Genomic DNA, 13,792 nt, shown 5'->3' with positions numbered 1-13,792 from the left:
AGAGAGGTCATGATGGACCAGCAGTTGACATCCGCGGCCCGCTCGGCACAAGGCGGCGTCGCCACGTGGGCCTGCCTTCCCGGGTTCCCGCCGGCGGTCATCTTCCCGTTCACACCGCCCGAGCGGTACGGCATGCGCAGCACCTACGAGTTCCAGATGCTCATGTACCGCCCGCTGTACTGGATCGGCCGGGACGGCAAACTGGAGATCGACTTCGACCTGAGCCTCGCCGACGAGCCGGTGTGGGACGAGGACGGCCGCACGGTCACCATCCGGATCAAGCCCTGGAAGTGGTCCAACGGCGAGACGGTGTGCGCCGACAACGTGATCTTCTGGATGAACATGCTCGCCCGCAAGGGCCCGCGGTTCGGCGCCTACGTCGAGGGGTTCTTCCCGGACAACCTGGTGTCCTACGAGAAGGTCGCGGACGACAAGGTGAGCTTCACCTTCGACCAGGTGTACTCGCAGTACTGGGTCCTGATGAACCAGCTGACGATGATCACGCCGATGCCGAAGGCCTGGGACCGGACCGCTGAAGGCCCGGCCGACGCCAGCCACGACATCGAGCAGGTCGAGGCGGTCTTCGACTACCTCCTGGCGCACAACGGCAGCCCGACCGCGGAGAGCAACGCCCACCGCGTGCTGTGGCCCGAGAGCCCGATCTGGAGCGTCGTCAACGGGCCCTGGAAGCTGCGGACGTTCACCGCGGAGGGCGCCGTCACGTTCGTGCCGAACGAGCACTACAGCGGCCCGAACCCGGCCCGGCTGGCGGAGTTCCGGCAGCTGCCGATCGAGACCGACGAGCAGGAGTACGAGCTGCTGCAGCAGGGTGACTCGATCCAGATCGGCTACCTGCCGATGGGGCTCGGCACGCAGCCCAGCGGCGACCCGACCGTCGGTGGCCCCAACCCCCTCGGCGACCGGTACGAGCTGGTCCCGCAGGTGCTGTTCAGCCTGCACTTCATGGCCCTGAACTTCTACAACCCGAACATCGCCGGCAAGCTCATCCACCAGCCGTACATCCGCCAGGCGCTGCAGAGCTGCCTCGACCAGGACTACGGCGCGCGGGAGATCTACCAGGGCTACGGGTGGCGCCAGGACGGCCCCGTGCCGAGCCTGCCGGACAGCGACCTGATCTCGCCGCGGCTGCGCAACGGCGGGGTGGTCTGGCCGTTCGACCCGGACCGGGCCCTGACGCTGCTCGCGGAGAACGGCTGGGACACCAGCGTCACGCCGGCCGTGTGCGTGCGGCCCGGCACCGGCCCCGGGGAGGCCGGCGAGGGCATCCCGGCGGGCACCGAGCTGAGCCTGTCGCTGCGGTACATCGAGGGCCGGCCCGCGCTGACCCGCCTGATGGAGCAGTTCCGCGCCGACGCCGGGAAGGCCGGCATCGAGCTGCGGCTGTCGGAGATCTACGCGTCGGTCCTCGTGGCGCAGGACGGGCCGGGCGCGCCGACGCCGGAGAACCCCCGCACGTGGGAGCTGTCCTGCTGGAACGGCGGCTGGGTCTACAACCACCCGACCGGCGAGAACCTCTTCCAGAGCGGCGCGGCCTGCAACTTCAGCAACTACCGCGACGAGCGCGCGGACGAGCTCATCGCCCGGACCGTCACCACCGACGACCCGCAGGCGCTCTACGACTACCAGGACTACATCAGCGAGCAGGCGCCGGTCCTGTTCACGCCGAACTTCCCGCGCCGGCTGTTCGAGGTCGCCTCGAACCTGCGCGGCTTCACGCCGGTCAACCCGTACGGCCTGATCAACCCGGAGAACTGGTACTACGTCGAGGAGGGGTCATGAGCGGCCAGCGAAGCGGCTCGGGCCGCGAAGCGGTATTGCAGCATCTCGGCTCGCGGCGGCGCCGGAGCGAAGCGGAGGTGGCGTCGTGAGACCGGTGATTCTCGTGGGCTTCGTGGGCGCCGCGCTGCCCACCCTGCCGGACATCCAGCCCGACCAGTCGGTGATCTTCGTGGAGGAGCCAGACGTCGTGCGCAAGCGCGACGTGCGGGTCAAGGTCGCCGGATGCCCGACCGTCCGGGAGCTCGTCGAGTGGGAGTTCCACCTGCCCGGCAAGGCCGACGAGTTCTACCACACCTACCGCGACCTGGACCCGGAGGCGGTCATCCCGCTGACCGAGTACGCGACGCCGTTCGCGGCCCGGCTCTCCGAGCGCTACGGCCTGCCGGGCGCCGGGTTCGCCGCCGCTTCGCTGCTGCGGGACAAGGCGTTGCTGCGCAACGTCAGCCGCGCGGCCGGGGTCACCAACCCGCGCAGCGTCCGGGTGGACGGCCCGCACGAGGTGCTCGCGTTCATGCGGTCGGTCGGCGGCCCGATCGTGCTCAAACCCGCCAACCGGCAGGCGTCCGTGGGCGCCTGGCTGATCCACGACCCGGCCGAGGTGCCGGAGGCGTGGGACGCCTGCGTGGTGCAGGACGAGGGCGTGTTCGTGCCGGACCGCCCGATGGAGCTGCGGATGCTCGCCGAGGAATGCGTGGTGGGGGAGCAGTTCAGCGTCGAGATGCTGGTGCGGGCCGGCGAGGACCTGTTCACCAACGTCACCCGCGCCCGCCTTGTCCCCGGCCAGATCCCGGCCGAGGCGTCCCACGTCGTCCCCGCTGACACGACGCCCGAGCTGATGGCGCTGCTCGGCGAGCAGACCCGGCGGATCGTCGACGCGGTCGGCTTCCGCGACGGCATCGTGCACTGCGAGTGGATCGTCCGCGACGGCGTGCCCAACCTGGTCGAGTGCGCCGGCCGGTTCGCCGGCGACGGCATCATCGAGCTGATCGAACGCGCCTACCCGGTGGACCTGGTGCGCGCGTACTACGCGGTGATGAAGGGCGTGCCGATCCCGGTCGTGCTGCCCCGCGCGGCCCAGCGGGCGGCGGCCGTGCGGTTCCTGACGATCGGCACCGGCGTCGTGCGCGACGTGCGCGGCGTCGACCGGGCCGCCGAGGCCGACGGGGTGTTCCTCTGCGACGTCACCGTCAAGGCGGGGGAGCGGTTCGGCGGGCTGCGCAGCTCGTGGGACCGGGTCGGCGACGTGATGGTCACCGGCGACACCCCGCAGGAGGCGCTGCGCCTGGCGGACAACGCCGCCGCGCTGATCGAGATCGACGTGCTCGTCCCGGAGCTGGAGACAGTGGCGCCGTGACGACCCAACCTGCCGGGACGCTCGTCGCACGGACCCGCCTCGACGTCGTCGTCACCGGCCTGTCCTCCGACGCGCACACCTGGAACCTGGTCTACCTGCAACTGCTGCTCGAAGAGCTCGGCTGCGCAGTGACCAACCTCGGCGGGTGCACGCCGGACGAGGTGATCGTGCGCGAGTGCGCCGACAGCCGGCCGGACCTGGTGGTGATCGGCAGCCTCAACGGCCACGGCTGCCAGGACGGCGTCCGGCTGATCGCCGCCATGCGGGCCTGCCCCGCCCTGGCGGCGACGCCGGTGGTGATCGGCGGCAAGCTCGACGTGGCGGGCGGCGGCGACGGCCACAACGGCGACCGGCTGCTGGCCGCCGGCTTCGACGCCGTGTTCGAGGACACCGGTGGGCTGAACCCCTTTCGGTCGTTCGTGCGGACCCTCGCCTGGCGACCGGCGGCGGCCTCGGTGGGCGCCAGATGACCGCGGACGTCACAGAAGCTCGGTCCGGTGCGCTGTCACTCACCGGGACGACCACCCTGCCGGCAGCAACGACGCTGCCGCGGGTGCCGTCCTTCGGCGAGGTGGTGGCGGCGCACCGGGCCGCCGGCCGGCTGGTCGTCCAGCCGAGGATGGGGTTCGCCGACCCGGCCCGCATGCGCCAGGGGCTGCTCGCCACCCGCGACGCCCGCGCGGCCACCGTCGGCACCATCACCCTCGACAGCTACACGAGGGTCGGTGACCACGACGCGGTGACCCGGGCCCTGGCCGCCGGCGCCGACCTCAACGGCTACCCCCTCGTCGACGCCGACCCGGCGGCCACCGCACGGATGCTGGCCGACGTGCTGACCCCGGCGTTCCCGGTGCAGGTGCGGCACGGCTCCGCCGACCCCCGGCGGATCGTGCGGACCCTGCTGCGCCGCGGGTTGCACGCCACCGAGGGCGGGCCGGTGTCCTACTGCCTGCCCTACAGCCGGATGCCGCTGGTCACCGCCGTGGAGCACTGGCGGCAGAGCTGCGAGCTCCTCGCGGCGGCCCGGGAGCACGGCAGCGAACCGCACCTGGAGACCTTCGGCGGCTGCATGATGGGCCAGCTGTGCCCACCGGCACTGCTCATCGCGTTGAGCGTGCTGGAGGGCATGTTCTTCCGGCAGCACGGGGTGCGCTGCGTCTCCTTCAGCTACGCCCAGCAGACGCATCCGGGCCAGGACGAGGAGGCCGTCGCGGCGTTGCAGCGGCTCATCCGACGGTACGTGCCGGACGTCCGCAGCCACGTCGTGATCTACACCTACATGGGGGTGTACCCACGCACCCCCGGCGGCGCACGGGGGCTGCTCGCCGCGTCGGCCCGGCTGGCGGTGCGCACCGGCGCCAGCCGGCTGATCGTCAAGACCTCGGCCGAGGCGCACCGGATCCCGACCGTGGCCGAGAACGTCGCCGCCCTGGAGCACGCCGCGGTCGCGGCCCGGCAGGTCGACCTCGGCGAACCGCCCACCGACACCGGCCTCTTCGCACAGGCGCAGGCCCTCATCGACAACGTGCTCGCGCTCGACGACGACCTCGGCCGGGCGCTGACGGTCGCGTTCGCCCGCGGCCACCTCGACGTGCCGTTCTGCCTGCACCCGGACAACGCCGGCCGGGCCCGCGGCTACCTGGACCCCGACGGTCGCCTGCAGTGGCAGCGCATCGGTGCGATGCCGCTCGGGGGTCTCGTCACGGTGCCGGCCACCGAACCGATGACGTCCGCCGGGCTGCTCGAGGCCCTGCAGTACGTGCAGCGGACGTACGACGCACAGCACTCCATCAATTCGACCGGAACTTGGGAGAGCCGCATGACCACCACCCCGCTGGACAGCAGGATCTCGGCCGGGCAACGGCCGCCCGGCACCCGCGCCCACCTGACCTCACCGGTGACCCAGGCGGCGCTGCGCATCCAGAACTCCGTCCTCGCCGGCAGCCGCGAATACCTGAGCACGCTGGGCTTCCAGGAGATGATGCCGCCGATCATCGGCCCGGTGACCGACCCCGGCGTGCGCGGCGCCAAGCAGATCGACGTGGACTTCTACGGGCACCGGTACAAGCTGATGACCAGCGTCATCCTGTACAAGCAGGCGTCGCTGCTGGCCTTCGACAAGATCTTCTACGTCGCGCCGAACGTCCGGCTCGAACCCCTCGAGACCGCGGGCACCGGCCGGCACCTGGCCGAGTTCACCCAGATCGACGTCGAGGTCGCCGACGCGAGCCGGGAAGACATCCTGGACCTGCTACAGGGCCTGCTGCGGCACATCGTCCGGCACGTGCTGCGCGAGAGCAAGGCCGACCTGGCCGCGCTCGGCCGCGACCCGGAGGTGTTCGAGGCGCTGCTGCGCGAGGAGTTCGAGCGGATCAGCCACCCGGACGCGGTGGCGCACCTGCGCCGGCTGCAGCACCTGCAGAGCACCGACTCGGAGATCGACTGGGAGGGCGAGCGGCTGATCTCCGAGCAGACCGACCGGCCGTTCTTCATCGTCGGCTACCCGAAGGGCTCCCGCGGGTTCACCGACGGTGAGTCGAGCACCGAGCCGGGCGTGCTGCGCAACTTCGACCTCATCGCCCCCGACGGGTTCGGCGAGCTGTGCAGCGGGGGCGAGCGCACGTACGAGTACCGCCGGCTCATCGAGCGCATGCGCGAGACCGGCGAGAACCCGGCCAAGTACACGTGGTACCTGGACCTGGCCCGGGAGGGCCTGCGCCCCAGCGCCGGTTTCGGTCTCGGGCTCGAACGCGTCACCCGGTACCTGGCCGGGCTGGACGCCGCCTGGCAGGCCAACGCCTTCCCCAAGCTGCCCGGGATCGTGTCGCCATGAGCGGACCAGAGCGCAGCGCAGCGGCCGCCCGACGCCGGAGCGCAGCGGGGGTGGCGGCATGATCAAAGCACCGCAGCTGCCGGAGGCGGCGATCCGGGCGCGGGCCCGCGACGCCACCGCGGCCGCCTTTCCCGACCTCACCGAGTACGGGCACGCGCTGTTCGGTGCGACCCCGGGCCCGCCGTCCGGCGACGAGCTCGACCTGGCGCGGATCGTGCCGCCGGTGTTCATGCCGCGGCGGCTGGAGCGGATGTTCGACCTCGGCCGCGAGCCGCTGCCCGGCGACGCCGTCCTCAGCTGCGAGATCGGCGGCTTCCAGGCGCCGCTGCCGGTCTTCCTGTGCGCGTTCGGCTCCACCCAGGTCGCCGGCCGCGGCCTGGGGGTGGACGCGAGTGAGCAGGCCGGCCGGCTCGGCATCCCGATGGTGATCGGCGAGAACGTGGTGCCGATGCACGGCTACGGCCGCACCGCCGACGATCCGCCGCCGGACGGTGGCCTGCTGGGCCGGATCCGGGCGTACGCCGACGCGGTGCCCGACGGGCTCGGCGGCGTCGTCGTGCAGCAGAGCACCGAGGACGCCGACGCCGAGGTGTGGAACCTCGTCTACAGCGACCCGTTCGCGACCCGGCTGCTCGACAGCGGCCGGCTCGCGTTCGAGCTGAAGGTCGGGCAGGGCGCCAAGCCCGGGCTCGGCGGGATGACGGTGATGTCCCGCCGGGCGGCCGCCGCCGTGTCCGAGCAGTACGCCATGGATGAGGCGTTCGGCCGGGACACCGGCATGGTGCTGCGGTGCAGCAGCCCCGGCACGTTCACCGAGGAGATCCTGCGCCAGCAGGTGCACCTGATGCGCAACAACTATCCGCGGGCGCGGGTGTGGGTGAAGCTGCACCCGGGCCGCGACGTCGGGCGCGCCGCCGAGGTGGCCTGGGCCGCCGGGGCGGACGCGGTCACGGTCGACGGCGCGGAGGGCGGCACCGGATGGGCGCCGTCGGTGTTCCTGGAGCAGGTCGGCCTGCCGCTCGCCGAGTGCCTGCGCCGGGTCGGCAAGCACGACGCGTCCCTGCTGGTCTCCGGCCGCGTCTGGGAGGGCAGCCGGGCCCTGAAGTGCCTGGCGATGGGGGCCTCGGCGGTCGGGCTCGGACGGGCCGCCCTGATCGCCGTGGACGAGGACGCCGCCGACGGGCTGGTGCGCCTGGTGCGCTGCCTGGAACTGGAGCTGCGGCTGCTGCTCAGCGCGCTCGGCAAGTACGACATCCATGAAGTGACCGAGGACGACCTGTGGTTTCCCGGCAGAGGTGAGGAGTCCCGATGACGATCAACTATGACGGCCGGACGTTCCGCGCGGTGCACGCCGACCCGTCGCTGCCGGCGTCCTCGGCGGTCTACCGGCAGAAGGACGACCTGGTGTGGGCGGAGTTCGGCGGCGGCGAGATCCGCCGGGGCTCGCTGACCGGCCTGTGCGGCGAGGACGGCGTGGTCGAGTTCGCCTACACGATGGTCCTGGCCGACGGCGCGGTGATCTCGGGGCGCAGCGTCAACACCCCGGAGTTCCTGCCGGACGGCCGGATCCAGCTCAACGAGGAATGGGAGCGCTACGGCTCGCACGCCGACCGCGGGTTCTCGGTCATCGTGGAAGTCCCGCAATGACCAGGGTCGGTCTCATTCTGACCGGCGGCACCGTGGGGGCCCGGCGGACCACCCGGGCCGGCGAGACGGTGGTCAGCGTGGCCACCGACTCGCCCGGCCCCGGACTGGTCGGCTCGGCCGTCCCGGCGGGGCTCGACATCGAGTTCGTGCCGCTGTCGCCGCTCACGCTCGCGTCGGAGGACATGCGGCCCGACGACTGGCGCAGGATCGCCGGCGCGGTGCGCGCGCACGTGGCCGCGGGCCTGCGCCGGGTGCTCATCCTGCACGGCACCGACACGATGTCCTTCACCGCCGCGGCGCTGTCGTTCATGCTCGCCGACCTCGACGTCACGGTCGTCATCACCGGCTCCAACGTGTCACCGGACCAGGAGCACTCCGACGCGCGCAAGAACATCCACGACGCCGTGGTCGCGCTGCTGGAGCTGCCGCGCGGCGCATACGTCGTCTTCGCCGGCGGCGAGGACCTGCCCAGCCTGGTCCACCTGGGCACCCAGGTGCGGAAGGTCCGCATCTCGGGGCAGTCGTTCCAGTCGGTCAACCGGCGCCCGGTCGCGCGGGTCCACGGCGGCGCGCTCACCTGGATCGACCGCTGGCGACCCGGATCGTCCGGCCCGGGCCCGCGCGGCGACCTGGATCCCGGGGTGCTGTCCTTCCGGCTGTATCCGGGGCTCGACTTCGACGCGATGCGGCACGCGCTGGAGGCCGGCGGGCACCGGGCCGTCGTCATCGAGCTGTACGCGGCGGTGACCGGGCCGAGCTTCGCGCTGCCGGAGTTCATCCGGAAATGCCGGGACGGCGGGGTGAACGTGTTCCTGACCGCGTCCGCGCCGGCGGCGGCGGACCTGAGCGTCTACGACTCGTTCGTCGCGTTGCGCGAGGCCGGCGGCAGGTACCTGCCCGGGATGATCCCGGAGACGGCCATCGTGAAATGCATGTGGGCGCTCGGGCAGACCAGGGACCCCGCGGCGGTCGCCGCGATCATGTCCACGCCGGTCGCGGGTGAGCTGACCGGCTGAGCGGCACTACGCGAGCACGTCGCCGCGGGCCGCGAAGGACAGCGCGTTGGCCCGCACCCGCGGCGGCAGGTCGGCGCGGCCGAGGTTCATCCGCCGGCTCACGATGGTGTCCGCCTCGGGTTTCGTCGCCGCCGCCGATGCCGGTGCTGGGGCGGCGTGCGGCGTGCTCATGGCGAACGCGCGGACCAGGGCCGACATGCCATACCGGCCGGTGCTGTCGGCCCTCGTGAGCAGCCCGCTGTCCACCAGTGACTCGAGAAGTTCGTCGGCCGCGTCGACACCGATGCCCATGCTGGCGGCAACACCGCCCGCGGTGGCGCCGGCGGCGACGAGTTCGTGCAGGGCCTGCCGGGCGGTGGGGGTGAGACGGCGGTAGGCGGCGGCGAAGATGTCGCGCACCTTGACATCGCCGACGCTGAGGCTCGCCATGACCCGTTCGGCGTCGGCGAGGGCCCCGGCCAGCCCGGCCACCGTCCATTCCGGCCTGGCGGCGATCCTGCGGCCGACGACGCTGACGGCCAGGGGCAGGTCGCCGCAGAGCTCGGCGAGCGCGTCGGCGGCGTCGAGCTCGGCCCGGATCCGCTCCTCGCCGGCGAGCCGGCCGATCAGGGTCAGCGACTCGGGCCGGGTGAGCACGCCCAGGTCGATGCGGTGCACGCCGTCCAACCCGAGCAGCCGGGCCCGGCTGGTCACCACGATCAGGCTGGAGGTGGACCGGCCGAGCAGCGGCCGCACCTGCCGTTCGTCGGTGGCGTTCTCCAGCAGCACGAACAGCCGCCGCTGCGCCAGCATCGTGCGGAACAGGCCGATCGAGGTCGCGTCGTCGGGCACATACGCGGGCGGCACGCCCAGCGCGTGCAGGAACCCCGGCACGACGCCGGCCGCCGACGACGTGGCGGCGCTGAGGTCGGCGTAGAGCTGCCCGTCCGGCAGCGCGGCGGACAGTTCGTCGGCGAGCCGGAGCGCGAACGTGGTCTTGCCGGCGCCGATCGGCCCGCTGATCATCAGCGCCGGACCGGCGTGGGTGGCCAGCCGCGCCGCGTCGGCCAGGGCCTGATCGCGGCCGACGAAGGTGCTCGTGCCCATCGGCAGCTGCGCCGGCCGGGCCGCCGCCGGTGCACGCCCGGTCCGGTCCACCGTGGACGGTGAGCGCGGCGGGGTCGGCGGGGCGTCCTGCTTCTCCGGCGGCGGTGCGGTGCCCTGCGCCGCCGCGAGTTCGCGCCACCGCCGCTCCCAGACGGTGGGTTCGCCCCCGCAGGCGGCCACGAAGGCCAGGGTCACCGGCAGCGACGGCAGCCGGTGCCCACTGGCGGCGCTGGAGAGCACCGACGGCGCGAACATCGCCGACCGCGCGAGCCGCCGGTAGCTCGGGTTGCCCGCCCGGCTGCGCAGCGCGCGCAGGTCGGAGGCGAACTCGCCGATCGGGTCCTGCACGCTGTCCAGCGGTCGTTCCGGCCTACCCATCGCATTTCTCCCTTGTGAGGCAGCGCGCTCAGTTCTGCCCGCACCCGGTATCCGCCCGGCATCACGGCGCCAACCGGCCGTGATAGCGCCGCTGATAGCGGCGCGATAACAGCCGCGATAGTCCCGGGTTTGCCGCCCTTCCTACGTTGTCGTCACCTGCCACAACGAACGAAGGAATCGCCCGCCATGCGTGCTTCCACAGTCGCCAGAATCGTTTTCGCCGTCACCGTCGCCGCCGTTCTGACGATCGGAGCGGGCGTCGCGTCCGCCGGCACCTCCGCCGCGCCGAGCGGCACCGCCACGACCGGTGGCACCTTCGCGGCCGGCGGCCCCAGCACCAACAACAACCCCTGGGACTGAACCTGATCCGGCGCGTCAGCGCCGAGCGGTGACCGTTGCCAGCAGCTGCTCGGCCTGGCCGCGTTCAGGTTCCATACTGCGGTCCTGGAACGTCGCGATCGCGCGCTCCAGCAATTCGGCGGCAGCGGCGGGTTCACCGATCCGGTCCATCAACCGGGCGAGGTCGAACCGGATGAGCGCCGCGCCGCCGTGGTCCAGGACCTGCTCCCGGACCGTGAGACCCCGCACGAACATCTCCCGGGCCTGCGTGAAGCGTCCCAGCTCGGTGTTCACCTGGCCGAGGTTGCGCAGCAGGTGACCCTCGCCGATGACGTCGCCGCTGCGCCGGACCATGGCCAGCACGTCGGTCAGGATCTGCTCCGCCTGCGCGCTCTCGCCGCGCTGGGCCAGGACCTGGGCCATCCGCCGCAGCGCCTGCGCCTGACCGCCGACGTAGCCCGCCGAGCGGTAGATGTCCAACGCCTCTTCCAGCTCCGCGTGGGCGATCGTGCCGTCGCCGCGACGCATCCGGATGTGTGCCCGCTGGGTCAGCACGGACGCCCGGCCCACGACGTCGCCGACCAGGTCGAAGCCCCGCAGCGCCTGCTGGTAGCTGTCCAGGGCGGCGTCGTCGGCGCCGCGCTGCCGGTCGAGCAGGCCCAGATCCCGGTGGCACATGGCCAGCCCGTGCCGGTCGTCGAGCCGCTGGAACAGCGACTGCGCCCGAGCCAGGGCGGCCCGGGCCTGGTCCGGCTGGCCGCGGCTGATGTGCAGGGTGCCGACCGAGGCGAGCAGCACCGCGGTGCCGCGGAGGTTGCCGGCCCGGTCGGTCGCCTCGAGGGCCTGCCGGTGGCTCTTCTCCCACTGCTCGTGATAGCCGCGCGCCTCGAACAGGGTCACCAGCGTCGCGGCCAGGTCCCAGCACAGCTCGTGGAGCTGCTCGGCGGCGGCCTGCTCGACGGCGGTGCAGAGGTTGACGTGCTCGCTGTCCATCCACTCGAGCGGATCGGCGAGGACCTGCTCCACGTATCCCGGCGGGGGCTGCCATCGCGGCGCGGTGCCGTGCAGCACCGTGAAGTCGCCGCCGTAGATCCGGCGGTGGGCCTGCTCGGCGATGGCGAGCCAGCCGCCGAGCATCCGTTCGCGGGCGGCCACCCGCACCGCGGCATCGTCGAGCGCCACGAGCTGCTCACGGGCGAACACCCGGATGATCTCGTGGAACCGGTATCGGAACTCGCCGGTCGGCTCGACCGCGACGGCCTCGAGCATCTGGACGTCGACGAGCGGCTCCAGCAGGTCGGACGGGAACGGCCGGTGGTCGTCGATGGCCGCGCCGGCCAGCCAGCCGGGCATGCTCGGCCCCTCCGCGAGACTGAGCAGCCGCAGCAGCGCCCGCGCGGACCGGTCCAGCCCGTCGTGGGTCAGCGACAGGCTGGCCCGGATCGTCATCTCGCCGTGCGCGAGCTCGTCGAGGCGGTGCCGTTCGTTGGCCAGCCGGTGCACCATCGACGCCAGCGACCAGTGCGGCCGGGCGGCCAGCCGGGCCGCGATGATCCGCAACGCCAGGGGCAGCCCGCCGACGGTGCGCACCAGCGCGACCGCGGCCTGCGACTCCTTGGCCACCCGCCCGGCGCCGATCACCCGGCCGAGCAGTTCGAGGGCCTGCGCGGTGTCGAGGATGTCCAGCTCCAGCTGGTGCGCGCCGGGCAGCGCGGTCAGCCGGACGCGGCTGGTCACCAGCACCGCGCAGCTCGCGCTGCCCGGCAGGAGCGGGATGATCTGCTGCTCCGACGCGGCGTCGTCGAGCACCACCAGGACCCGTCGCTGGGCCAGCAGATTGCGGTACATCTCCGCGCGCTCGTCGAGCGTGTCCGGGATCATCGGACCGGGAATGCCCAATGCCCGCAGGAACCGGCCGAGCACCTCCACCGTCTCGACCGGCACGGCGCGGGTGCCGCCCAGGTCGCAGTAGAGCTGGCCGGTCGGGAAGTGCTCCCGGCCGAGCCGATGCGCGATGTGCCGGGCCAGGGTGCTCTTACCGACCCCCGGCATGCCGACGATCACCACGACACCCATGGCCCGCCACGCGTCCGCGCCGGTGAGAATCTCCTCCGCGGCGTGGATGAGCTCGTCCCGGCCCACGAAGTCGGCGGTGTCGGCCGGCAGCTGGTGCGGCTGCTCCATCGGCGGCGGGCCCGCGGCGACCGGCGGGGCCACCTCGACCGGGCCCTGGCCGGGCAGTTCGTGCAGCGAGGGGGCCCCGGCCAGGATGGCCGCCTCGAGGCTGCGCAGGTCGTCGCCCGGCGTCAGGCCCAGCTCCTCGATGAGCAGGTCCCGGCCGGTGCGGTACACCTCGAGCGCCTCGGCCTGGCGGCCGGAGCGATACAGCGCCAGCATGAGCTGGCCACGCAGCCGCTCCCGCAACGGATGCTCGTGGACGAGCCGGCCGACCTCACCCACCAGCTGGTGGTGCCGGCCGAGTTCGAGCTCCAGGTCGAGGTAGGTTTCGATGGCGTTGAGGCGGTCCTCGTCGATCCGCAAGGCCCTGGCCCGCAGCGCGTCGCTGGGGATGCCGGTGAGGAACGGGCCACGCCACAGCGCGACCGCGGACCGGAGCCGCTCCGCCGCCTCCGCCCTGGCGCCGTCGCCGGCGAGCACCCGCGCCTCCGCGACCAGACGGTTGAACACGTGCAGGTCGATCGCGTCGTCGGTGGCGCGCATCAGGTATCCGGGGGACTTGGTCGCGATCGACGCCTGGATGCCCGCGTCGGCCAGATTCCGGCGCAGCCTCGACACGCAGATCTGGACCTGGGTCCGCGCGGTGTCCGGCGGCTCCTCGTCCCAGATCAGGTCCACCAGATGGCTGCTGCCGACGACCCGGTTGATCTCCATCAGCAGCGCGGCGAGGACCACTTCCTGCCGGCCGGGTGGCACCCGGACCGGCCCGTCGCGGCCGGTGACCTCCAGCGGCCCGAGCACCCTGAAGTCGATCCGCGCGCGCTCCGGCAGCCCCGCCACTGGGGAACGATACCGTATCTCCACGGTGACGGCGCCCTCACAGAATTGGGGAACGTTGATGTAACGGTCGCCTTCCAATCGCCCGCTGTCTATCAGGCAAAGGACACTCGTTTCGGCCCGGACGAGGGTTGTGTGAGTGTGACCCGTACGTTATTGGCGTATTCCTGCGTTCATCTGTGAGTAATGTCGAGCCTAGTATCGTAACGACAGCAGCCGATCTGCCGCCCGGCGTCGCCCGGAGTGCGCCCCCCGGCCGGGGTTCGGCCGATCATGAAATCTCTCTAAAGAAACTTGTCTATTTCGACGGATGTGCCCATCCTG

The 13,792-nt window shown here is 72.4% G+C and carries 10 protein-coding genes and 1 pseudogene; 9 read left to right on the top strand and 2 right to left on the bottom strand.

What is annotated here, in order from left to right:
• Positions 1–12: 12 nt before the first annotated feature.
• From ACFPIJ_RS14760 to ACFPIJ_RS14725, 8 genes and pseudogenes are all read left to right on the top strand, one after another.
• A complete protein-coding gene (locus ACFPIJ_RS14760; RefSeq protein ID WP_380115419.1) occupies positions 13–1,800 on the top strand; it encodes an ABC transporter substrate-binding protein in 1,788 nt (595 codons plus the stop codon).
• Between the two features lie 85 nt (positions 1,801–1,885).
• Positions 1,886–3,154, top strand: a complete 1,269-nt coding sequence (locus ACFPIJ_RS14755; protein ID WP_380115418.1) for an ATP-grasp domain-containing protein — start codon at positions 1,886–1,888, stop codon at positions 3,152–3,154.
• Positions 3,151–3,624, top strand: a complete 474-nt coding sequence (locus tag ACFPIJ_RS14750; protein WP_380115416.1) for a cobalamin B12-binding domain-containing protein — start codon at positions 3,151–3,153, stop codon at positions 3,622–3,624. Before ACFPIJ_RS14755 ends, ACFPIJ_RS14750 begins: the two co-directional genes overlap by 4 nt.
• A gap of 56 nt (positions 3,625–3,680) precedes the next feature.
• A pseudogene (locus ACFPIJ_RS14745) lies at positions 3,681–4,934 on the top strand (methylaspartate mutase); the annotation flags it as partial.
• A 39-nt stretch (positions 4,935–4,973) separates the two neighbouring features.
• Positions 4,974–5,987, top strand: a complete 1,014-nt coding sequence (locus tag ACFPIJ_RS14740; RefSeq protein WP_380115460.1) for an asparagine synthetase A — start codon at positions 4,974–4,976, stop codon at positions 5,985–5,987.
• A gap of 58 nt (positions 5,988–6,045) precedes the next feature.
• Entirely contained in the window at positions 6,046–7,299 is a 1,254-nt protein-coding gene (locus tag ACFPIJ_RS14735; RefSeq protein WP_380115414.1) for a glutamate synthase-related protein, read from the top strand.
• Positions 7,296–7,634: an avidin-fold protein gene (locus tag ACFPIJ_RS14730; protein WP_380115412.1), complete on the top strand. Its 339-nt coding sequence runs from the start codon at positions 7,296–7,298 to the stop codon at positions 7,632–7,634. The genes ACFPIJ_RS14735 and ACFPIJ_RS14730 overlap by 4 nt, the downstream gene beginning before the upstream one ends.
• Positions 7,631–8,650: an asparaginase gene (locus ACFPIJ_RS14725; protein ID WP_380115411.1), complete on the top strand. Its 1,020-nt coding sequence runs from the start codon at positions 7,631–7,633 to the stop codon at positions 8,648–8,650. Before ACFPIJ_RS14730 ends, ACFPIJ_RS14725 begins: the two co-directional genes overlap by 4 nt.
• A 6-nt stretch (positions 8,651–8,656) precedes the next feature.
• Here the strand turns inward: ACFPIJ_RS14725 and ACFPIJ_RS14720 are convergent, their stop codons facing one another.
• Entirely contained in the window at positions 8,657–10,114 is a 1,458-nt protein-coding gene (locus ACFPIJ_RS14720; protein ID WP_380115410.1) for an AAA family ATPase, read from the bottom strand.
• 186 nt (positions 10,115–10,300) lie between these two features.
• On the opposite strand from ACFPIJ_RS14720, the gene ACFPIJ_RS14715 reads away from it, so the two are divergent.
• Complete coding sequence (locus tag ACFPIJ_RS14715) at positions 10,301–10,474, top strand: hypothetical protein (protein ID WP_380115409.1); 174 nt, start codon at positions 10,301–10,303, stop codon at positions 10,472–10,474.
• Positions 10,475–10,489: 15 nt separating this feature from the next.
• Here the strand turns inward: ACFPIJ_RS14715 and ACFPIJ_RS14710 are convergent, their stop codons facing one another.
• Entirely contained in the window at positions 10,490–13,471 is a 2,982-nt protein-coding gene (locus ACFPIJ_RS14710; protein ID WP_380115407.1) for an AfsR/SARP family transcriptional regulator, read from the bottom strand.
• Between the last annotated feature and the right edge of the window lie 321 nt (positions 13,472–13,792).

Source organism: Dactylosporangium cerinum (assembly GCF_042653625.1).
Classification (GTDB): Bacteria; Actinomycetota; Actinomycetes; order Mycobacteriales; family Micromonosporaceae; genus Dactylosporangium; species Dactylosporangium cerinum.
This window is presented reverse-complemented; position numbering and strand designations above follow the sequence as displayed.